Source organism: Leifsonia sp. RCC_180 (assembly GCF_058138205.1).
Window position 1 is genome coordinate 2,919,490 of record NZ_CP200340.1, and the last position, 18,821, is coordinate 2,938,310.

The window sequence follows — 18,821 nt, forward strand, 5'->3', positions numbered from 1 at the left end:
ATACTGGCCGGATGGCAGAGATTCTGGCGGTATGCCGCGTGGAGCAGCTCGTCCACGATTCAGGGGCGATCGGTGTGACCGCGATCGACAAGCGGCCGGTCGAGAAGCGCCTGCGAGTGCGCCCGCTCGGGCTGTACGGCGACGTGCAGGCGGACCGGAAGCACCACGGCGGCGCGTCGAAGGCGCTCTACGCGTACGCGGATGAGGATGCGGACTTCTGGGCACAGCAGCTCGGGCGGCCCATCCCGGCGGGTCTCTTCGGCGAGAACCTGCGGACGGCCGGACTCGACGTGAACGGCGCCGAGATCGGCGAGCGATGGGCGATCGGCGAGGAACTGGTCGTCGAGGTGACCTGTCCGAGGGAGCCGTGCGCGGTCTTCCAGCGCAGGATGCGCGAGCCGCAGTGGGTGAAGCGCTTCACGCAGGAGGGCCGGCCGGGCGCCTACCTGTCGGTCGTGAAGTCGGGCAAGGTCGGCGCGGGCGACGAGGTCCGGGTGCTGTCGCGGCCGGGGCACGGGGTCACCGTCGCCTCCTGGTTCTCGGGCGCTGACGCGGCGCAGGCCGACGCGCTGGAGGCGGCGGAGGGCGAGGGGATGCTGACGCTCGTCCGCGAGATGCGAGAGGCGATCGCCAAACTGCGATCCCGTCGTTTACTTGTTCTTGACAAGTGAACTTGCAAAGAGCAAGCTAAGTCCCAACGAACCACCGATTGGGAGGAACATCATGGCCACCAACATCTTCGTCAATCTTCCGACGAACGACCTCGACCGCTCGAAGGCCTTCTACGAGGCGCTCGGGTACAGCATCAACCCCATGTTCACCGATGAGAACGCCGCCTGCGTCGTCCTGAGCGACACCATCTACTTCATGGTGCTCACGCGGGAGTACCTCGGCACCTTCACCGACAAGCAGATCATCGACCCGGCGACGCAGGCCGGCGCCACCATCGCCCTCGGCGCGACCTCGCGTGAGGAGGTGGACGCGATCGTCGCCAACGGCCTGGAGGCCGGAGGCTCCGAGCCCCGCCCGGCTCAGGACCTCGGCTTCATGTACTCGCGCGACCTGGAGGACCCCGACGGCAACAACCTGTCCTACGTCTACATGGTGCCGCAGGCGGCCGAGAAGGGCCCGGAGGCCTACCTGGCCGAGCAGGGCGCCGGAGCCCAGGCGCAGGCCTGACCCGGCATCCCGCATGGCCACACGGTCACCGCGCGGCTTCGGCCAGTCCGGAGGGGTCGCGCGTGCGGTTGAGCGGGTCGGGGAACGGTGGGCACTGCTCATCGTCCGCGACCTGCTCGCCGGCGCGCGCCGCTACAGCGATCTGAAGGCGGGACTACCGCGCATCCCGACGAACATCCTGAGCGACCGCCTGAAGGAACTGCAGCAGGCGGGCATCATCCGGCGGGTGCCTGTCGTCCGCGGCGGCTACGAGCTGACGCCGCTCGGGCGGGGGCTCGAGCCGGTGGTGCTCGCGCTGGAGCGGTGGGGGTGGGCCGTGCCGGCCGAGCCGGGTGCGGACGACGTCTTCACGGCGGACGCACTGGCGGTGACGCTGCGTGCAGCCTTCCGGCGGGACGACGCCGCCGGTCTGCCGGCGACCGAGTATGTCCTCCACGTGGACGCGGCCTCGGTGAGCGCGGTCGTGGACGGCGACGCGCTGGATGTCATGGACGTCGGCCCGGACGCCCTCCCGCAGCCGCAGCGGCGGCTGACGGTGGGCACTCCAGAGGATGTGCTCGAGTTCCGGGTCGCGCTCGCCGACCTGGAGGTTCTGCTCGGCGACGGCACTCCGACGATCGAGGTGCTGGCGGGGCGGAAGGACTTCGTCGAACGTTTCCGGCGGACCTTCCGGTTCGACCCGATCCCCGGGGAGGATGCGACCGCGCAGTCGTCGGCGGCGTGAGGGAGCGGTCGCCGCATCGGCGCGAGTTATGAGCGCACAGCTATTCAGCAGTACGATCGCGCAATGGAACTGCGCCAGCTCGAGCACTTCGTCACCGTCGCCGAGGAGAGGCACTTCACCCGTGCCGCCGAACTGCTGCGCATCTCGCAGTCCGGTCTCTCGGCATCCATCCGTTCCCTCGAGCAGGAGCTCGGAACGTCGCTGTTCATCCGCAGCACGCGCCGGGTCGAACTGACGGCCGCCGGCCAGGCGCTGCTCGCCGATTCGGTGCGAACGCTCGCCAGCGCCGCCGCCGCACGGGATGCGGTCGCCGCCGTCCGTGGGCTGCTACGCGGGCGACTGACGATCGGCGCCGAGCCGTGCCTGGGGTCGGTCGACCTGCCGGCCGAGCTCGCCGCGTTCCGGACCGAGAACCCGGGCGTCGAGGTGCGCCTGCGCTACTCGGGCTCCGAGGAGCTGGTGGATGACGTGGCGGGCGGTCGCACCGACATCGCGTTGGTCGTGGACACGGGCCACACGCCGTCGGGCGTGCACCTGCGCCCGCTGAGCACCCAGGAGATGCTCGTGCTGTGCCACCCCGGTCACCGCTTCGCGGCCGAGCAGAGCATCCCGCTGGAGAGTCTCCGTGGCGAGCCGCTCGTCGGCTTCCAGGAGGGATGGGGCGCCCAGGCGCTCACCCGACGCGCCTTCGCGGCGGCCGGGTTCGACTACCGTGCGGCGATGGAGGTCAACGACGTGCATCCCCTGCTCGACCTCGTCGGCTACAACCTGGGCGTGGCCGTGGTGCCGGCGAGCTTCGCCCTCAAACGCCCGGACGCCCTGCGGGCAGTCGGCCTGCGGGGCGCCCCGGCGTGGCGGGTGGCCGTCGCGGTCGCGGAGCAGCCGAGTCCGGCGGCGGCCGCCTTCCTGACCCAGCTCGACCCGGTGACCGCGACGGTCTGACGGAGGTCAGGCCGCGTTCAGCCGGCTGAGCTCCTCCGGCGTCAGCTCGACGTCGACCGCGGTCACCGAGTCGCGGATGGTCTCCGGACGCGACGAGCCGGGGATGGGGATGACGTGCGGGCTCTGCGCCAGGTGCCAGGCCAGGGCGACGACCTGCGGACTGATCCCTCGAGCGTCGGCGACATCCTTGAACGGCTCGAACCTGCTGCCCAGATCGCTGGCCGAGCTGATCCCGCCGAGCGGGCTCCAGGGCAGGAACGCGATACCCAGCTCGTCCGCCAGACGGAGTTCCGGCTCGCTCGACCGGAAGGCAGGTGAGAACTGGTTCTGCACCGACACCAGCCGGCCGGACAGGATCTCCTGCGCCTCCCGGATCTGCTGCGGGTTCGCGTTGGAGATGCCCGCCATGCGGATGATGCCCTCGTCGAGCAGGTCGCGCACCGCGCCGACCGACTCGGCGTAGGGGACCTCGGGGTCGGGCCGGTGGAACTGGTAGAGCCCGATCGCGTCGCCGCCGAGGCGTCGCAGCGACTCCTTCGCGGCCTCCTTGAGGTACTCGGGCCGGCCGTCCAGCGTCCACGAACCGTCGCCGGGGCGGAGGTGGCCGCCCTTGGTGGCGACGAGCACCGAGGAGGAGTCTCCGCCCCACGAGCGCAGCGCCTCGGCGATGAGCTCCTCGTTGTGGCCGACCTCGTCGGCCTCGAGGTGGTAGGCGTCCGCCGTGTCGATGAACGTGATGCCCTCGTCGAGCGCCGCGTGGATGGTCTTGATCGAGCGCTCGCGATCGGGGCGCCCTTCGATCGACATGGGCATCCCGCCGAGGCCGATCGCCGAGACCTGAACGTCGCCTATTGTGCGTGTCTTCACCTGTTCTCCTTCGTGTCCGTCACGCCCGGGGTCACCAGGCGTAGTGCTCAGGGGCCGTCTTGTGGCCCGGGAAGATCTCGTCGAGCCGCGCGAGCGCCGCATCGTCGAGGTGGATGTCGAGTGCACGCAGGCCGCCGTCGAGCTGCTCCTGCGTGCGCGGGCCGATGATCGGTCCGGTGACGCCCGGGCGGGTGAGCAGCCACGCGAGTGCGAGGTCGCCGGGCTCGTGACCGAGCTCCTCCGCGAAGGCCTCGTACGCCTCGATCGCCTCGCGGTTCTTCTCCAGCGTCTCCGCCGCGCGACCCTCGAGGCGACGCTTGCCCTCGTTCTGCTTGCGCACGACCCCGCCGAGAAGGCCGCCCTGCAGGGGCGACCAGGCGATCACGCCGACGCCGTTCGCCTGGGCCGCAGGGAGCACCTCCAGCTCGACATGGCGCGTCAGGAGGTTGTAGATCGACTGCTCGCTGACGAGCCCGAGGAGGTTGCGCCTGCGGGCCTCGGCCTGCGCCGTCGCGATGTGCCATCCGGCGAAGTTGCTCGATCCTGCATACAGGATCTTGCCCTGCGCGATGGCCGTCTCGATGCCCTGCCAGATCTCGTCCCAGGGCGTGTTCCGGTCGACGTGGTGGAACTGGTAGATGTCGATGTAGTCGGTCTGCAGCCGCTTCAGGCTGGCGTCGAGGGCGCGGCGGATGTTCAGCGCCGACAGCCGGTTCTCGTTCGGCCAGTCGCCCATGTCGCCGTACAGCTTGGTGGCGAGAACGGTGCGCTCGCGGCGGCCGTCGCCCTGGGCGAACCAGTTGCCGACGATCGTTTCGGTGGCGCCCCGGCCCTTGTGCTGGCCGTAGACGTTGGCGGTGTCGAAGTAGTTGATGCCCGCGTCGTGCGCGGCGTCCATGATGTGGTGGGAATCCTCTTCGGTGGTCTGCGGACCGAAGTTCATCGTGCCGAGGACGAGGCGCGAGACCTTCAGGCCGGACCGGCCCAGGTGTGTGTACTCCATGCTCGCCACTCTCCGCCGAACGCGTCCACATGTCCAACAGGTGATGTGGATGGGATTGCGCGCCCTGGACGATGAATCGCGTCAGTCCAGTCAGGCCCGTCAGTCGATGATGAAGCGGCCGGCCTCGCCGATGATCGCCTCGGCGACGGCCGTGTCGCGGCCGCCCATGAACCCGTGGGAGGCGCCGGGCACGACCCGCAGGGTGGCGCGGACGCCGGCGTGCGCGCACCGCGCGACGAGGTGCCGGGCGTCGGGCAGCAGCGAATCCTCGGACCCGACGGCGGCGAACACGGGTGGTAGCCGGCTGATGTCGGCGGCGAGGTCGGGCGCATCCGCGAGCCGCGCGACGCCGGCCCAGCGAGAGAACGCCCACTCCGACAGCTCGCGACCGGGGCCGCCGGGCGCCGCATCGTCGTAGCGCGACAGGCTCAGGTCGACGTTCGGATTGGTCAGCACCAGGCCGTCGACCCGCGCGCTGCGTGCGGCCGCGAGAGCGACCGCGCCTCCGGCGGAGTCGCCCCACAGCACGACCCGCTCGATACCCGCGGCACGCGTGACGTCCGCGCCGGCCACTGCATCGGCGGCGGAGTCGGCGAGGAGGAACTCCGGAGCGAGCCGGTAGGCGAGTGAGAGCACGAGGACACCCAGTGTGCCCGCGATGCGCCTGGCGTACGCATCCTGCAATTCGAGGTCGCCGAGCACGCCGTAGCCGCCGTGCAGAAAGACGACGCCGGTTTCGGGATGCGCGGCGCGTGCCGGCCGGTAGTACCGGGCCGGGACGCCACCGACGGTGTCGTCGGACACCGTCCCGTCGAAGGGCAGCCGGGGCCGTGCCCGCGCCCGCTCGGCGGCTTCCGCGCGGAGCCGTGCGAGGTCTGGATCAGCCACGGGACTAGCATCCCACCATGCGAGAGCTGATCGACAGCGTCCACCGCCTCGACGGCGCGCGTGGAGCGAATGCGTACCTGATCGAGGCCGACGATCGTTCCATCGTCGTCGATACGGGGGTCCCGTCCGGCGCGAAGCGGCTCGTCGCCGAGCTCGAGGCAGCGCGCATCCCCGCCATCACGGATGTCGTGCTGACCCACTACGACCCGGATCATGTGGGCGCGGCCGCCGCCGTCCAGCGGGCGACCGGAGCGACGGTCTGGCTCGGGGCGGCGGATGCGCGCATTCTGCGCGGCGAGGTCGCGCCCCCGACGCGCACGCGCCGCATGATGCGCCGGTTCAACCGGCCCGGTCACGCCGACCTGCCGCAGCTCACCGAGTTGCCTGACGACGCCGAGTTCGAGGTCGCGCCCGGGGTTGTCGTCGTCCCGGCGCCGGGGCACACGCCGGGTCATCACCTCGTGCGCTGGCGCGGCGTCGCGTTCATCGGAGATGCCGGCATCATGTCCAGGGGGCGCCTGATCAACCTCCCGGGCATGCTGATCTCAGACCAGGGCCAGGCCGACGCGACACTCGCGGCGATCACCGCGATGCGGCCGCGGCTGGTCCTGCCCGGTCACGGTCGCGCCGGTCGGCTCGACTGATCAGGTGAGCTGATCCGGCGTCAGCCGCGCAGCGCGGCCTCGAGCTCCGGGTCGGTCGGCTCGACGAGGTGGCGGCCGTCCGGGAAGACGATGACCGGGATGTTCGTGCGGCCGCTGATCTGCTGAGCGCGGTCCGCCTCCTCCGGGCGGGCGACGAGGTCGACGTACTCGTAGTCGGCGCCGAGGCGGTCGAGGAGGGACTTGGAGCGGATGCAGTCGCGGCACCAGTCGGCGCCGAAGACGGTCACGCGGTCGAAGGATGCGGTCGGGGAAGTCATTGCTTCAGGCTAAGCGGTGTCTCCTGGGAGACCGGTGGTGCCGTCGACGATCAGATCGGCGCGCGAGCGGGATGCCTCGATGATGACCGCGTTGGCTCCATCCACATCGCGTGCCCATGCCGTTGCCGCCTCGACCGTGCGGCCGTGGCGGGTGTGCCGGTCGACGAGGCGCCGCATCCGCTCGTTCTCCGGTGTCGCGACGAACCAGCTCTCGGCCAGCAGAGCCGGGATGCGCGACCACGGATCCTGGTCCACCAGCAGGTAGTTGCCTTCCGCGACGATGAGCCGCGTGCCGGGCGGAATCGGGATGGATCCCGCGACCGGCTCGTCGACGTTTCGTTCGAAGGCGGGGGCGTAGACCGGATTGGCCGTCTCCGCGAGCACGCGCTCGAGCAGCGCGGCGAATCCCCATCCGTCGAAGGTGTCGATCGCGCCCTTGCGATCGTGCCGGCCGAGCGCGTCGAGGGTGGCGTTCGCCAGGTGGAACCCGTCCATCGGCAGGTGCACTGCGGTGCCCGCCCCGGCGAGCTCGTTCGCACGACGCGCGACGGCACGCGCGAGGGTCGTCTTGCCCGAGCCGGGGCTTCCGGCGACGCCGACGATGGCCCGGCCGCCCTGAGCGAGGGCGAGGGCGCGGCGAGCGAGGGCGGTCGGATCGCTCGGATCGGTCGCAGAGGAGGCGAAGGAAGTCACGCGTCCCATTCTGCTGCGATCAGCGCCCGAACCCGCTGATCGCCTCCGCCATGCGCTCCATGGAGCGAGGGCCACCATGCCCTTCGTCCTCCACCACGATCAGCCGGCTGGCGGGCCACTGCCGATGCAGCAGCCACGGCGTGATGACCGGCCCGCTGACGTCGTGCCGGCCGTGCACGAGAACAGCGGGGATGTGCGCCAGCTCGTCCACCCGGCTCAGGATGGCGCGGTCGCCGGGCAGGAACGCGTCGTTCGCCCAGTAGTGCGTCACCAGGGTCGCAAAGACAAGCCGCTGTACCGGATCCTCGTGCAGCGGCCCCGGCGTGTAATTCGGGTCGAGGGACACGTGGGTCGATTCCCAGGCGTCCCACGCGTCGGCGGCGGCGGTGCGCTCCTCGGGTGTCCCGGTCGCGAGGATACGTGCGTAGGCCTCGACCACGCGCTCGCCGGGGCGGCGGTGCGAGTCGCGTTCCAGCGCCTCCCACGCCTCCGGGAAGATCCGTCCGACCGTCTCGCTGATCCAGTCGACCTCGTCCCGTCCCGTCGTCGTCACCGCGCCGAGGACGATGCCGCGGACGCGATCGGGATGCGCGAGCGCGTACGCCAGGGCCAGTGTCGACCCCCACGAGCCTCCGGTCACCAGCCAGCGGTCGATGCGAAGGTGCTCACGCACCAGCTCGATGTCGGCGATCAGCCCTTCCGTCGTGTTGCGCGGCAGGCGATCGAGCGCATCCACCACCAGCGGAGTGCTGCGCCCGCAACCGCGCTGGTCGACGCCGACGATCAGGAACACGTCGGGGTCGTAACGCTTGCGATAGCTGCCGGAGCCGAGTCCTGAGCCCGGGCCGCCGTGCAACCAGAGCGCGGGGATCCCGTGCGGGTTGCCGCTTGTCTCCCAGTAGATGCGGTCGCTGTCCGGGTTCTCCACCCAGCCGGACGCGAGGGTGTCGGTCACAGGAAACATCCCGGTACCGTACCGCGGGCTCAGGAGGTGCGGGTGGCCGTGACCTCGTTCTCCTCGAGCTCTTCGCGGACGACCTCGCGCGGCGCGAGGACGACGCGCGGGCGCATCCCGGCGAACCTGACGCGGAGTCCCCGGTACTTGATCAGGTAAAAGACGCCGACCAGCGCTGCGGCGAAGCCGCTCGCGGCCCCGACGCCCAGCGCCCAGCGGGGCCCGAAGGTGTCGGCGACCCAGCCGACGATCGGAGCCCCGATCGGCGTGCCGCCCATGAAGATCGCCATGTAGATGGCCATCACACGTCCGCGGAGCATCGGGTCGGTCGTCATCTGCACGGTGCCGTTCGCCGTGGTCATCAGGGTCTGCGAGGAGACGCCGATCACGATCAGGGCGAGCGCGAACAGCCAGTAGGTCGGCATGACCGCGGCCAGGGCGCAGCCGAAGCCGAAGAACGCGGCTCCCGCGAAGAGCAGGGAGACCCGCGGCCGATCGCGTCGCGCCGACAGCAGGGCACCGATCACCGACCCGATCGCCATGATCGAGGAGAGGATGCCGTACTCGCCCGCGCCCTGGTGGAACACGCTGACCGACATGGTCGAGATGAAGATCGGGAAGTTGAGGCCGAAGGTGCCGATGAGAAACACCATGACGAGGATGACGAGGATGTCCGGGCGCCGTCGCACGTAGCGGAAGCCTTCGACCAGACCGCCGCGGGAACGCTTCGCCCGCTCTCTCCGGTACAGCTGATCACTGCGCAGCATCGCCAGTGAGGCCAGGACCGCCCCGAAGGTGGCCGCATTGATGAGGAACACCCATCCGGCGCCGACCGCGGCGGTGAGGAGCCCGGCGACCGCCGGCCCGATCAGCCGCGCGGCGTTGAACGACGCCGAGTTGAGTGCCACGGCGTTGGAGAGGTTCGGACCGGCGACCAGCTCCGAGACGAACGTCTGACGGGCCGGGGCGTCGAAGGCCGCGACGATCCCGAGCAGCAGGGCGAAGAGGTAGACGTGCCAGAGCTGCACCATCCCGCTGACGGTGAGGATGCCGAGGCCGAGACCCAGCGCGCCCATCGCCCCCTGGGTGGCCATGAGCAGCTTGCGGCGATCGAGGTGGTCTGCGGCCCATCCCGTCACCGGCAGCAGGAAGAGCGCAGGCGCGAACTGCAGGGCCATGACGAACCCGACCGCCGAGGCGTTGTTGTGGGTCAGCTGGGTCAGGACGATCCAGTCCTGCGCTGTGCGCTGCATCCAGGTGCCGACATTCGAGACGATGGCCCCGGCTGCCCAGATGCGGTAGTTGACCCCCGCCAGGGAGCGGAACATGGCACTCACGAGTCGGCGAGCTCCCGCATGATCTCGGCGGCCGCCGCCAAGGTGGCGCGCTGCTCGGCGGTGAGGGTGCGCAGACGCTGGTGCAGCCACGCGTCGCGACGCTTGCGGGTCTCGGCGACGAGCGCGGCGCCACGCTCGGTGGGCACGACGACGACCTTGCGGCCGTCGGCCTCGTCGGCGGTGCGGGCGACGTAGCCCGCTTCCTCGAGCCGGTTGACGGTGCGGTTCATCGACGGCGGCTTCACGCGTTCGAACTCGCTGAGCCGGCCGACGGTGCCGGATCCCTCGCGGACGAGGTAGCCGAGGATGGCGGTCTGCGAGTCGCTGAGCTCGTGGTCCGCCTTCTCGGCGCGGAGTCGCCGGGAGAGCCGCGCCACCGCGATGCGGAGGGCGCTGCTCAGGTCGTGAGTCGACAGGCGTCCGTTCATACATAGTTAGCCTAACAAATTAGGCTTGCTAACTAAACCCCCCTTCGCTGGCGGCGTACGACAGAATGAGGCCGTGCAGAGCGAACAGGGACGCAGCTTCGACGCCGAAGGCGGTGTCCGCGTCTACTTCGATGTCTACGCGCCCCTGCCGGAGGGCGCACGACCGTCGGCGGTCGTGCAACTCGCGCATGGGGTGGGCGAGCACGCGGGCCGCTACCGCGAGCTCGCTGAGCACCTCGCGAGCGCTGGCTTCCTGGTCTACGCCGACGACCACCTCGGCCACGGGCGCACCGGGATGGAGCAGTGGGACGGCGACGCGACGCGGCTCGGCAAACTGGGGCCTGGCGGCCTGCGAGCCGCCGTGCGCATCGTGCACGCCTTCAGCCTCCGCATCCGCGAAGAGAACCCCGATCTCCCGCTCATCTACGTCGGTCACAGCTGGGGCTCCCTCATCGGGCAGCTGCTCCTCAACCGCTACGGCGACGACTACGACGCCATGGTGCTCTCGGGCACCGCGTACCGGATGCTCGGGTCGATGAACGGCGGCGACCTCAACAAGCGCTTCGCGGCACTCGGCACCACCGGGGCCGAGTGGCTCAGCCGCGACCCCGCCGTCGCGCAGGCGTTCGTCGACGATCCGCTGACGACCCTCACCCCGCTGCAGAAGCTGTTCGGGATGCTCGACGCGGCGCGGCTGCTCGGCCGGCCGTCCCGCGGGCTGCCCGACATCCCCGTGCTCATCCAGGTCGGATCCGACGATCCGCTCGGCGGCCCGGTGAGCGCGCGCCGCCTCGAGCAGGCGTACCGGACACGCTCGGGGCTCTCGAATGTCACCACGATCGTCTACGACGGCGCTCGCCACGAGATCTTCAACGAGATCAACCGCGCCGAGGTCTTCGACGACCTCACGGCCTGGCTCGCGGAGCGGTTCCCGCCCCGTGGCTGAAGGTGACTCCGTTCTGACCGTGCGGTGTCTTTCGCGAGCGCACACGCGCGGCGACACTGGTGACGGGAGGTCGTCATGGGCATCAGCACCGCACTCGGCTTGTGGAGGTTCACACCGGTCGACAATCCGGCAACGTTCACCGGGCACGAGTCCGACTTCGTCAACATCCTCATCATCCTGGGGCTCCTTCTCGTCATCCTGCTGATCGGGATCGGCGTGAGCTTCGCCCGCCGGCCGGACCGGCAGATCGACGAGTTCGGCGAGCCGACAGGCGCTCCGCCTCGCTGATCGCTGCCCGAGCGTCCGTCCCGCCCGGCGGTCGTAGGGTTGGGGTATGCATGGTGAGTACAAGGTCCCCGGTGGCAAGCTCGTCGTGGTCGACCTGGAGGTGGTCGACGGCCGGATCGCGGACTTCCGGCTCGCCGGCGACTTCTTCCTCGAACCGGACACGGCGCTCGAGGCCATCGACGCCGCAGTGAACGGGCTCCCGGCCGAGGCGGATGCGAAGACCATCGCAGCCGCCGTCAAGGAGGCCCTGCCCGAGGGCGCGAGCCTGCTCGGCTTCTCGCCGGAGGCGGTCGCTGTGACCGTCCGTCGCGCGCTCGCCAAGGCGACCAGTTGGCGGGACTACGACTGGCAGATCGTTCACGCGAAGGCCGTCTCGCCGCAGCTGCACCTCGCGCTCGACGAGGTGCTCACGAACGAAGTGGGCGAGGGCCGCCGGGGGCCGACCCTGCGGATCTGGGAGTGGGACGAGCCCGCCGTGGTCATCGGAAGCTTCCAGTCGGTCAAGAACGAGGTCGACCCGGTGAACGCCGAGAAGTACGGCGTCCAGGTCGTCCGCCGCATCACCGGCGGTGGCGCGATGTTCATGGAGGCGGGATCGGTCGTCACCTATTCGATCTACGCACCGGCCGACCTGGTTCAGGGCATGAGCTTCGCCGACAGCTACGCCTTCCTCGACGAGTGGGCGATCATCGCGCTCAAGTCGCTCGGCATCGACGCCGTCTATCAGCCGCTCAACGACATCACGAGCCCGTCGGGCAAGATCGGCGGCGCGGCCCAGAAGCGCCTCGGCTCGGGTGCCGTGCTGCACCACGTCACCATGAGCTACGACATGGACGGCCAGAAGATGACGGAGGTGCTCCGCATCGGTCGCGAGAAGATCAGCGACAAGGGCATCACGAGTGCGGCCAAGCGTGTGGATCCGCTCCGCAGCCAGACCGGGCTCAGCCGCGCCGAGATCATCGAGCAGATGAAGCTGACGTTCAAGAATCTGTACGGCGCGACCGACGGCGACCTCACCGATGCCGAGTACGCCGCGGCAGAGAAGCTCGTCGCCGAGAAGTTCGCCACGCAGGAGTGGCTCTACCGCGTGCCGTGATGCGGGGGCTCAGGCGCGCCAGCGCGTCGCCAGCACTTCCCCGGCCCGCCGCGCCCACTTCGCCGTGTCGGCCACGGACTCCTCGGCCGAACCGGCTAGCGAGGTCAGCTCCACGCGGTCGGCGAAGCCGACCGGTTCGATCGCGATCAGCCCGGCGATGAGGGCGACGGGCACACCGGCATCCCGGGCGAGGGATGCGACGTGCGCGGCCACCTTCCCTTCGCCGGTCTGCGCGTCGTAGCGGCCCTCGCCGGTGATGACGAGGTCGGCCCCTCGCACCGCGTCTGGAAGCCCCACCTGGACCGCGATCTCGTCCGCGCCTGATGTCGTCGTCGCTCCCCACAGGGCGAGCCCGAATCCGGTGCCGCCGGCCGCACCGGCGCCCGGCGCTGCGCTGATCGAAGCTGCCTCCGGCCGGTGCTCGGCGAGGCGACGGGTGAAGTTCGCGAGGTTCTCCTCCATCGTCTCGACCTCGGCGAGTGACGCACCCTTCTGAGGGCCGAAGACCCGCGCGGCGCCGCGCTCGCCGAGGAGCGGACTGCGCACATCCGTCAGCAGCACGACGCCTCCCTCGGGAAGCGGAGGGAGGCCGCGCAGGTCCGCGGCCTCGATCCAGCTGAGGCCTGCGTTGCCGTCCCGGGTGGTCGTGCCGTCTCCGGTCGTGAACCGCGCGCCGAGGGCCGCGAGGGCGCCGGCTCCGCCGTCGCTGCTGGCGCTTCCGCCGAGCCCGACGAGGATGCGCGAGACGCCTTCCCGCAGAGCCTGCGCGATCGCCTGACCGAGACCCCGGGTGTGGGCCTCCAGCGGCCGCAGCGGGTCGAGCAGGTTCAGGCCGCTGGTCTGCGCGACCTCGATAACGGCCGTTCCGCCGGACATGTCCGCAGATGGCGGCAGCAGCGCCCAGCGTGCGGTGACCGGACGATCGTCGGGTCCATCGACGACCACCGTGCGCTCGCTCGCTCCCGGGACGGCGGCGAGGAACGCATCCACTGTGCCTTCGCCGCCATCGGCCATCGGCAGCAGCGTCAGGTCGTCGCCGGGCCGCACCCGACGCCAGCCCTCGGCGATGGCCGCCGCGACGACGTCGGCGCCGGCCGACCCTTTGAACGAGTCGGGTGCGACGACGATCCGGGCGCGATGTTCGCCGTGCGCATCGATCACGAGACGTGACGCTACACCGGGACGCCGATCGCGATCGGCCCCATCCTCAGGAAGCCCACAGGTCCTCCGATACCCTGGAGGGCGTGAATTGGTGGGTTGTGGGGATCGTCGCTGCGTTCGTCGCGCTGATCGTCGTCGCGGTGAAGCTCGGCTGGATCGACCTGTCGAACAAGGCCCAGCGCGGATCCGGCACCATGAGCGGCGCCATCGGCGGCTCCTTCGACGAGGTCTTCGCTCCCACCCGCCACGAGGCGCAGCAGGAGCTCGACCGTCAGTCCTTCCTCCCCGCACCGGCGCCCCTGCCCGGGGATGCCGGCGACACCGGCTGGGAGGGCGGCAAGATCGTGCTCGACCTCGGCTCGGCGGGAAACGGCCAGCGTGCAGAGGGCCGGGAGCCCAGCGACGACGGCCGGGCTAGCGCTCCTGCAGGTCCGCGTAGTCGGGGTGCTCGCTGAGCCAGCTCCGGACGTAGGGGCATGATGCGACGACCCGGCGCTCCGAGTTGTCGCGCACATCGTCGAGTGCGGCCTGCACGAGAGTGGATGCCATCCCTCTCTCGCGCTTCTCCTCATCCACCTCGGTGTGGGTGAACACGATCGCGTCGCCGCCCAATTCGTACTCGGCGAGCCCGATCACCTCGCCGTCCTGCAGCAGTACATAGCGGGACTCGTCGGGCCGGTTCTCCACGGTCAGGCTCATGAATCCACGCTACCCCGTCAGGGAGTGGAGACCATCGTCGTCTCTAGTGGTGAGGGCTATCCCGCCCTCCTCGCGAGAGGAGCCGCCGTGCTCAGAATCCTGCCCGTCGGGGGAAGTCCCGATGCCGATCTGCGGATGCGGCCGATCGTTCGCGCGCTCGACGATTCGGAGGTCTTCGCCGTCGTCGACGTGGCGGAGGAGGCACACGCCGACGCCGTGCTGATCCACGGGGGGACGGTGTCGGGGTTGCAGGCGGCACTGGCGGCAGCCGGGCGGGGGATCCCGGTCGTGCACGTCGATGCAGGCAGACGGGACGGACATCGGGCCGGCGTCGCCGTGTGTGAGCCGGCCCGGCGGGGAATCGGCAGGATCGCCTCCCTCCACCTCGCTCCCACCGAACACGCCGAGCGCATCCTGCTCGCCTCCGGGGTCCCGGAGGAACGCATCGTCGTGACCGGTGACACTGTCGTGGATGCGGTGCTGCCGTTGCGCCGGCCTGCGCCGCCCGGCCGCCCGGTCGTCCTGATCGCGGCCGACACTCCCGAGGGCGATTCCGCCGCCGTGCAGCGCGTCGGTACCGCCGTGCGGCTGCTTGCGGCCCGGTTCCCGGATCACGATTTCGTTCTCTGCGACGGGGCAGGCCTCGCGGTTCACGCGGGGCTCGCCGCCGCGCCGGCCCGGCCGACGAACATCCGCACCGTCGCTCTGCTCCCGCTCCCCGAGATGGTGGTCCTGGTCGAGCGGGCGGTGCTGGTCCTCACCGGCCGCGCTGCGATCGAAGAGATCGCGCCGACGCTGAGCACCCCGGTGCTCGTGCTCGGTACGACGACGGAAAGGCCGGAGGGGATCCTGGCGGGCTGCTCGCGGGTGATCGGAACGCGCGTCGAAAGCATCGTGCAGGAGGTGGCCGAACTGCTCACCGACCCGCTGCGTCTCGCCGCCATGGCCGAGGTGGTCAGTCCGTTCGGCGACGGACACGCCTCCGACCGTGTCGCGGCCGCGGTCGCCGCACTGTTGGGGGTGGGTGAGCGCCTACCCGACTTCTCACGTGCGGAACGGGTGGTCCGAGCTCGGTAGTACGTCGGTAGTTTCCCCGTTCTCGCGGAGGCGTCGCGCGATCGAGTCTGAGGTCATCCGGTCGTGAACGCCTTCCGACCGGGAAGTGATCGAGGAGAGCCTGATGTCCGCCACCGCCGTCCGTGCGACCGACCTGGAACTGCTGCACCGCGTTCGCCAGGGCGAGCATGCGGTATTCGGCGAGCTGTGGGACCGCTACCAGGCGTGGGCGCACCACGTGGCGCGGGCCACCACCGCCCGGTTCGACGCGGAGGACATCGTTCAGGAGGCCTTCGCCAAGGTGTTCGCTGCGCTGTGCAACGGCAACGGGCCCACCCAGGGTTTCGCGCACTACCTCCGCACGGCGATCCGGAACGTCGCCGCCACCTGGGGTGCACGGGAGGCGCGACTGCGACTCGTACCCTTGACGGACGAGACCGCTGCCGGGGCCTGCGGCTTCGAGGTCCGCGACCTCGGCGACCTCGAGCGTCCGTTCCGCGGCCTGCCCGAGCGCTGGCAGCGCATCCTTCTTCTCACGTGCGTCCACGAACTGCCGATGACCCTGGCGGCCGAGGCGATGGGGATGACCCCGGGAGCGGCGACGGCTCTGGCCGCACGCGCACGCAACGGTCTCCGCGCCGCCCTGGACACCACCCGCGACGAGCTGACGCTCGCCGCCTGACGATGTCCGCCCCGGGGAGCGCGCGTGCGACGCGTGCGCTTCCCGGGTGAGCGGTCGCGACCGTTACGAGGCGACGGTGTGTCCCCTCGCGTGCTCCGCCGTGTGCTCCCGGTACCAGAGGGCCAGCTCGGTCCGGGACCGGAGCCCCAGCTTCACCAGTGCGTTCTGCACGTGCGCTTCGACGGTGCGGATGGACACGAACAACCGACGAGCGATCGCCTTATTCGACTCCCCATCGGCGACGAGCGCCGCCACCTGCCTCTCGCGGGGTGTCAGCGCGGGGCCGAGCGGCGGCGCCGGGAAGGTGGATCGTGTGCGCGCCTCGACGACCCCGCGCAGGGCGAAGTCGATGCTCTCGTCCTCGCCGAGTTCGCGACCGTATGCGAACGCCTTCTCGAATGCGGGGTCGCCCATCCGATGGCGGAGGGCCCGTTCGGTCGTCTCCCTGTCATAGAAGTAGGGGGGATAGTTCGCCTGGATCGCGCCGGCCTCCTCCCATCGGCCCGCCGCGGCCCCGAGCAGGGTCGCGCCGCGTGCCGGGTCGGCCTGCTCGCGCGCGACATCGGCCAGGAGCTCCAGCGCCTGGGCGACGCCGAGCAGATTGCCCAGTCCGCGCTTCAAGAGCAGGGCGGCGCGCGCGTTCTCGGCGCTGGTCTCGTAGTCACCTGTGGCCGCGGCCGCCGCGGCCCGGGTCGTCAGCACGAAGGACCGCTCGAACCGGTCCCCAGCCACCTGCCCTCGTTCGAGGACCCCGTCGCCGGCCGCATACCCGGCCGCGCGCTCGCCCCGCGCGAGCAGACGGGCGGCCAAACGTTGCGGGATGTTGGTGCGGCCGAAGCGGTACGCATCCTCGCCGAGGTCCCGCATGAGACCGCGAAGGGCGAGCACCGCTTCGCCGTCGTCCCGCTCCACGGCCTCGGTGGCGCTCCGCACCGCTGCATCGGCCTCCCGTACCAGTTCGGTGCGGGCGGACTCTTCCTTCCGAAGCGCAGCCAACGCCGAGATCGCTTGCTCCTGCTCGCGCTCGGCCAGGTTCGGCTTCCCGCTCTGGCCGTACACGACCGAACGGAGGGCATGGCCCAACGCCGCCCAGTACGGGGAAAGGGCGCCCGACCGCAGGGCGATGGTGAGCCAGCTCCCCAGTTCGTCCGCGCTGCCGTGGATCTGCCATGCCTGACGCCATGCGGTGACGGTCAGTTCGACCGCGCGGTCCGCTTCGCCGTGCGACGCCGCCGTCGTGACCGCACGACGAATGTTCGGGATGTCGCCTCGCAGCCGTCGCAGGATCTCGGCCTGCCGGTCGGAGAACCAGGCGTCCTCTGCGTCGTGCAGCCTGGCCAGCATGCACAGCAGGAAGTGCCCCTCGGCCTCGCGGCGACGCTCGAGCTTCTCGGCGCCGAACTCCCGGATCGCCGGCAGCAACTCGTAACGCACCCCGCTCTCGGCACGGCGCCGGTGGACGACGGACCGTCGCACCAGTTGCTTCACCGCCGTCGTGGCCGCGTGAGCCTCCCCGGCGGTCAGGCCCGCCATAGCCTCCCCGAGCTCCAAATCCCAGCCGGGTGCGAGGACGCTGAGGTCCGACCACACGCGCCGTTCCAACGGGCTGCAGCGCTGCCAGCTGTCCTCGACCGCAGCGCGAAGCGAGCGCGACTCCGAACCCGTCGGTTCCAGCACGTGAAGCTGGTCGCCCATCCGCCGTGCCAGGGTCTCCGCGTCCATGAACTGCAGTTGCGCCGCGGCCAGCTCGATCGCCAGCGGAACGCCATGCGTCGCCTCGCAGATCGCGACGACCTGCGGAAGGGTAGTTTCGTCGACCGTGAAACGGGCGTCCCCGGTCGCGGCCCTCTGGGCGAACAGCCGGACGGCGTCGCTGGTGGCGGTCAGGTCGCGGTGGAGGAAGGGGCCGACAGCGACGAGTGCCTGCCCACTCGAGGCGAGCGGCTCCCGGCTCGTCACGATGATCCGGACGCCGGAGCAGGCGCCCAGCAGGGCGTCGACCACGGCCGACGCCTCCTCTACCGCCCCATCCGCGTCGTCGAGCAGAAGCAGCGTGTCGGTGTCACCGATCGCCGCGATCACGGCTCCGACCGCATCCTCTCCAGCGTCGACCTTGAGTTCGTGGGCGATGGCGGAGGCCACCTCGCCGCCGCGCCCACGCAGATCGACGTACCAGACACCGGAGACCGAGCGCAGAAGCGATTCGGCGACGGCCGCCGCCAGACGGCTCTTTCCGACGCCCGCCGTGCCGGTCAGCGTGACCAGGCGTGTGGAGGTCTGCAGCAGCCGGCGCACGAGGGACACCTCCTCGCGCCGCCCGATCATGGGGTCGAGGCGCGCAGGGAGACCGTGCAACGAGCTGGATGCGTGCATGCGATCCGTCAGAGGTGCGGCTGGTACGGAGCCCACTCCTCCAGGTCGTACTCCAGCTCGATACCGGTGTAGAGGCGGAGCACCCAGCGTCGCGAGTCGCCGCCGGCGAACTGACCGGTGATGGTCTCGGTGACCCACTCGCCCGCGACGTCGCGACTCCACCGGATCAGACCGACATGCTCTCTCAGGCGCGGAGGGTGGGGCGGGTGGATGTAGTCGCTGTCGTCAGCCATCGTTGCCTCCTTCTGCCCGGCAGGTGTCGGACCAACCGGTGTCGGCGTGCTACATCGTCGCACCGCGAAGGAGGTTGCGCACTATGCAATATCGTCGGTGTTCCGATCCCACCCCGGCGGGTTCAGCGGCCACTCCAGCTCGACCCCCGAGCGCAGGCGCACGCGCACCTCGGTGGCGAGGATTTCCACGCCGACGACCTCCGCATGCTCGAACGCCCGTCCCCAGTCACGCCGTTCCGGCCACGGCGAAGGGCTCGAATCCTCGGTCAACGCACTGCACCTCTTCCCCCACGGTCGAGACGTGTCAACGGGGACAGCTTGACGTGTCCGGCGGCTGGTTGGCTATAGC

The 18,821-nt window shown here is 70.5% G+C and carries 24 protein-coding genes; 11 read left to right on the top strand and 13 right to left on the bottom strand.

Annotation, left to right across the window (positions count from 1 at the left end; translation table 11 throughout):
• The first annotated feature begins 11 nt into the window (after positions 1 to 11).
• From AB7E03_RS14380 to AB7E03_RS14395, 4 genes are all read left to right on the top strand, one after another.
• A complete protein-coding gene (locus AB7E03_RS14380) occupies positions 12 to 671 on the top strand; it encodes an MOSC domain-containing protein (protein WP_489942029.1) in 660 nt (219 codons plus the stop codon).
• A gap of 52 nt (positions 672 to 723) precedes the next feature.
• Positions 724 to 1,179 carry a VOC family protein gene (locus AB7E03_RS14385; RefSeq protein ID WP_489942030.1) on the top strand — a complete coding sequence of 152 codons (456 nt, stop codon included), beginning with the start codon at positions 724 to 726 and terminating at the stop codon, positions 1,177 to 1,179.
• A 13-nt stretch (positions 1,180 to 1,192) separates the two neighbouring features.
• Entirely contained in the window at positions 1,193 to 1,903 is a 711-nt protein-coding gene (locus tag AB7E03_RS14390; RefSeq protein ID WP_489942031.1) for a winged helix-turn-helix transcriptional regulator, read from the top strand.
• A 63-nt stretch (positions 1,904 to 1,966) separates the two neighbouring features.
• Positions 1,967 to 2,845, top strand: a complete 879-nt coding sequence (locus AB7E03_RS14395; protein WP_489942032.1) for a LysR family transcriptional regulator — start codon at positions 1,967 to 1,969, stop codon at positions 2,843 to 2,845.
• A gap of 6 nt (positions 2,846 to 2,851) precedes the next feature.
• Here AB7E03_RS14395 and AB7E03_RS14400 read toward each other — a convergent pair whose 3' ends face one another.
• The 3 genes from AB7E03_RS14400 to AB7E03_RS14410 all read right to left on the bottom strand — a co-directional run bounded on the left by AB7E03_RS14400 (position 2,852) and on the right by AB7E03_RS14410 (position 5,603).
• The gene (locus AB7E03_RS14400) at positions 2,852 to 3,712 is read right to left on the bottom strand and encodes an aldo/keto reductase (protein ID WP_489942033.1); all 861 of its coding nucleotides are present in this window, start codon (positions 3,710 to 3,712) and stop codon (positions 2,852 to 2,854) included.
• 31 nt (positions 3,713 to 3,743) lie between these two features.
• Positions 3,744 to 4,715 carry an aldo/keto reductase gene (locus tag AB7E03_RS14405; RefSeq protein ID WP_489942034.1) on the bottom strand — a complete coding sequence of 324 codons (972 nt, stop codon included), beginning with the start codon at positions 4,713 to 4,715 and terminating at the stop codon, positions 3,744 to 3,746.
• 99 nt (positions 4,716 to 4,814) lie between these two features.
• A complete protein-coding gene (locus AB7E03_RS14410) occupies positions 4,815 to 5,603 on the bottom strand; it encodes an alpha/beta hydrolase (RefSeq protein ID WP_489942035.1) in 789 nt (262 codons plus the stop codon).
• Positions 5,604 to 5,620: 17 nt separating this feature from the next.
• Here AB7E03_RS14410 and AB7E03_RS14415 point away from each other — a divergent pair, with 17 nt between their 5' ends.
• Positions 5,621 to 6,247 carry an MBL fold metallo-hydrolase gene (locus AB7E03_RS14415; RefSeq protein ID WP_489942036.1) on the top strand — a complete coding sequence of 209 codons (627 nt, stop codon included), beginning with the start codon at positions 5,621 to 5,623 and terminating at the stop codon, positions 6,245 to 6,247.
• 20 nt (positions 6,248 to 6,267) lie between these two features.
• Here AB7E03_RS14415 and AB7E03_RS14420 read toward each other — a convergent pair whose 3' ends face one another.
• Genes AB7E03_RS14420 through AB7E03_RS14440 form a run of 5 tightly spaced genes read right to left on the bottom strand, consistent with a single transcriptional unit; the run spans position 6,268 to position 9,938 of the window.
• Positions 6,268 to 6,525, bottom strand: coding sequence for a glutaredoxin family protein (locus tag AB7E03_RS14420; RefSeq protein ID WP_441783109.1), 258 nt, complete (start codon positions 6,523 to 6,525; stop codon positions 6,268 to 6,270).
• Positions 6,526 to 6,534: 9 nt separating this feature from the next.
• Entirely contained in the window at positions 6,535 to 7,227 is a 693-nt protein-coding gene (locus tag AB7E03_RS14425; RefSeq protein WP_489942037.1) for a nucleoside/nucleotide kinase family protein, read from the bottom strand.
• A 10-nt stretch (positions 7,228 to 7,237) separates the two neighbouring features.
• On the bottom strand, positions 7,238 to 8,182 hold the full coding sequence (pip, locus tag AB7E03_RS14430) for a prolyl aminopeptidase (RefSeq protein ID WP_489942038.1): 945 nt from the start codon (positions 8,180 to 8,182) through the stop codon (positions 7,238 to 7,240).
• Positions 8,183 to 8,202: 20 nt separating this feature from the next.
• Complete coding sequence (locus AB7E03_RS14435) at positions 8,203 to 9,501, bottom strand: MFS transporter (protein ID WP_489942039.1); 1,299 nt, start codon at positions 9,499 to 9,501, stop codon at positions 8,203 to 8,205.
• A gap of 5 nt (positions 9,502 to 9,506) precedes the next feature.
• Positions 9,507 to 9,938, bottom strand: a complete 432-nt coding sequence (locus AB7E03_RS14440) for a MarR family winged helix-turn-helix transcriptional regulator (protein WP_489942040.1) — start codon at positions 9,936 to 9,938, stop codon at positions 9,507 to 9,509.
• Positions 9,939 to 10,011: 73 nt separating this feature from the next.
• Here AB7E03_RS14440 and AB7E03_RS14445 point away from each other — a divergent pair, with 73 nt between their 5' ends.
• The 3 genes from AB7E03_RS14445 to lplAB all read left to right on the top strand — a co-directional run bounded on the left by AB7E03_RS14445 (position 10,012) and on the right by lplAB (position 12,268).
• On the top strand, positions 10,012 to 10,884 hold the full coding sequence (locus tag AB7E03_RS14445) for an alpha/beta hydrolase (protein WP_489942041.1): 873 nt from the start codon (positions 10,012 to 10,014) through the stop codon (positions 10,882 to 10,884).
• A gap of 75 nt (positions 10,885 to 10,959) precedes the next feature.
• Positions 10,960 to 11,172, top strand: a complete 213-nt coding sequence (locus AB7E03_RS14450) for a hypothetical protein (protein WP_489942042.1) — start codon at positions 10,960 to 10,962, stop codon at positions 11,170 to 11,172.
• Positions 11,173 to 11,218: 46 nt separating this feature from the next.
• Positions 11,219 to 12,268 carry a lipoate-protein ligase LplAB gene (lplAB, locus tag AB7E03_RS14455; protein WP_489942043.1) on the top strand — a complete coding sequence of 350 codons (1,050 nt, stop codon included), beginning with the start codon at positions 11,219 to 11,221 and terminating at the stop codon, positions 12,266 to 12,268.
• 9 nt (positions 12,269 to 12,277) lie between these two features.
• On the opposite strand, the gene AB7E03_RS14460 is transcribed toward lplAB, so the two are convergent.
• Complete coding sequence (locus tag AB7E03_RS14460) at positions 12,278 to 13,429, bottom strand: glycerate kinase (RefSeq protein WP_489942044.1); 1,152 nt, start codon at positions 13,427 to 13,429, stop codon at positions 12,278 to 12,280.
• Between the two features lie 83 nt (positions 13,430 to 13,512).
• Between AB7E03_RS14460 and AB7E03_RS14465 the strand changes: the two genes are divergently transcribed.
• Positions 13,513 to 13,884, top strand: a complete 372-nt coding sequence (locus AB7E03_RS14465) for a hypothetical protein (RefSeq protein ID WP_441783119.1) — start codon at positions 13,513 to 13,515, stop codon at positions 13,882 to 13,884.
• Here AB7E03_RS14465 and AB7E03_RS14470 read toward each other — a convergent pair.
• Positions 13,844 to 14,128 (bottom strand): GNAT family N-acetyltransferase, encoded by a 285-nt coding sequence (locus tag AB7E03_RS14470; RefSeq protein WP_489942045.1) that lies wholly within the window; start codon positions 14,126 to 14,128, stop codon positions 13,844 to 13,846. The two genes, AB7E03_RS14465 and AB7E03_RS14470, sit on opposite strands and share 41 nt — an antisense overlap.
• Before the next feature lie 87 nt (positions 14,129 to 14,215).
• On the opposite strand from AB7E03_RS14470, the gene AB7E03_RS14475 reads away from it, so the two are divergent.
• Positions 14,216 to 15,205, top strand: a complete 990-nt coding sequence (locus AB7E03_RS14475) for a UDP-N-acetylglucosamine 2-epimerase (RefSeq protein ID WP_489942046.1) — start codon at positions 14,216 to 14,218, stop codon at positions 15,203 to 15,205.
• A gap of 103 nt (positions 15,206 to 15,308) precedes the next feature.
• A complete protein-coding gene (locus AB7E03_RS14480; RefSeq protein ID WP_489942047.1) occupies positions 15,309 to 15,866 on the top strand; it encodes an RNA polymerase sigma factor in 558 nt (185 codons plus the stop codon).
• Between the two features lie 63 nt (positions 15,867 to 15,929).
• Here AB7E03_RS14480 and AB7E03_RS14485 read toward each other — a convergent pair whose 3' ends face one another.
• The 3 genes from AB7E03_RS14485 to AB7E03_RS14495 all read right to left on the bottom strand — a co-directional run bounded on the left by AB7E03_RS14485 (position 15,930) and on the right by AB7E03_RS14495 (position 18,742).
• On the bottom strand, positions 15,930 to 18,239 hold the full coding sequence (locus AB7E03_RS14485) for an ATP-binding protein (protein ID WP_489942048.1): 2,310 nt from the start codon (positions 18,237 to 18,239) through the stop codon (positions 15,930 to 15,932).
• Between the two features lie 8 nt (positions 18,240 to 18,247).
• On the bottom strand, positions 18,248 to 18,472 hold the full coding sequence (locus AB7E03_RS14490; protein WP_441783124.1) for a hypothetical protein: 225 nt from the start codon (positions 18,470 to 18,472) through the stop codon (positions 18,248 to 18,250).
• A gap of 81 nt (positions 18,473 to 18,553) precedes the next feature.
• Positions 18,554 to 18,742 (bottom strand): hypothetical protein, encoded by a 189-nt coding sequence (locus tag AB7E03_RS14495; protein ID WP_489942049.1) that lies wholly within the window; start codon positions 18,740 to 18,742, stop codon positions 18,554 to 18,556.
• Between the last annotated feature and the right edge of the window lie 79 nt (positions 18,743 to 18,821).

Coding starts and splice junctions, on each gene's coding strand:
- AB7E03_RS14380 (WP_489942029.1), top strand. CDS start 12: ATGGCAGAGATTCTGGCGGTATGCCGCGTGGAGCAGCTCGTCCACGAT.
- AB7E03_RS14385 (WP_489942030.1), top strand. CDS start 724: ATGGCCACCAACATCTTCGTCAATCTTCCGACGAACGACCTCGACCGC.
- AB7E03_RS14390 (WP_489942031.1), top strand. CDS start 1,193: ATGGCCACACGGTCACCGCGCGGCTTCGGCCAGTCCGGAGGGGTCGCG.
- AB7E03_RS14395 (WP_489942032.1), top strand. CDS start 1,967: ATGGAACTGCGCCAGCTCGAGCACTTCGTCACCGTCGCCGAGGAGAGG.
- AB7E03_RS14405 (WP_489942034.1), bottom strand. CDS start 4,715: ATGGAGTACACACACCTGGGCCGGTCCGGCCTGAAGGTCTCGCGCCTC.
- AB7E03_RS14415 (WP_489942036.1), top strand. CDS start 5,621: ATGCGAGAGCTGATCGACAGCGTCCACCGCCTCGACGGCGCGCGTGGA.
- AB7E03_RS14420 (WP_441783109.1), bottom strand. CDS start 6,525: ATGACTTCCCCGACCGCATCCTTCGACCGCGTGACCGTCTTCGGCGCC.
- AB7E03_RS14425 (WP_489942037.1), bottom strand. CDS start 7,227: ATGGGACGCGTGACTTCCTTCGCCTCCTCTGCGACCGATCCGAGCGAT.
- pip (WP_489942038.1), bottom strand. CDS start 8,182: ATGTTTCCTGTGACCGACACCCTCGCGTCCGGCTGGGTGGAGAACCCG.
- AB7E03_RS14435 (WP_489942039.1), bottom strand. CDS start 9,501: ATGTTCCGCTCCCTGGCGGGGGTCAACTACCGCATCTGGGCAGCCGGG.
- AB7E03_RS14440 (WP_489942040.1), bottom strand. CDS start 9,938: ATGAACGGACGCCTGTCGACTCACGACCTGAGCAGCGCCCTCCGCATC.
- AB7E03_RS14450 (WP_489942042.1), top strand. CDS start 10,960: ATGGGCATCAGCACCGCACTCGGCTTGTGGAGGTTCACACCGGTCGAC.
- lplAB (WP_489942043.1), top strand. CDS start 11,219: ATGCATGGTGAGTACAAGGTCCCCGGTGGCAAGCTCGTCGTGGTCGAC.
- AB7E03_RS14470 (WP_489942045.1), bottom strand. CDS start 14,128: ATGAGCCTGACCGTGGAGAACCGGCCCGACGAGTCCCGCTATGTACTG.
- AB7E03_RS14480 (WP_489942047.1), top strand. CDS start 15,309: ATGTCCGCCACCGCCGTCCGTGCGACCGACCTGGAACTGCTGCACCGC.
- AB7E03_RS14485 (WP_489942048.1), bottom strand. CDS start 18,239: ATGCACGCATCCAGCTCGTTGCACGGTCTCCCTGCGCGCCTCGACCCC.
- AB7E03_RS14490 (WP_441783124.1), bottom strand. CDS start 18,472: ATGGCTGACGACAGCGACTACATCCACCCGCCCCACCCTCCGCGCCTG.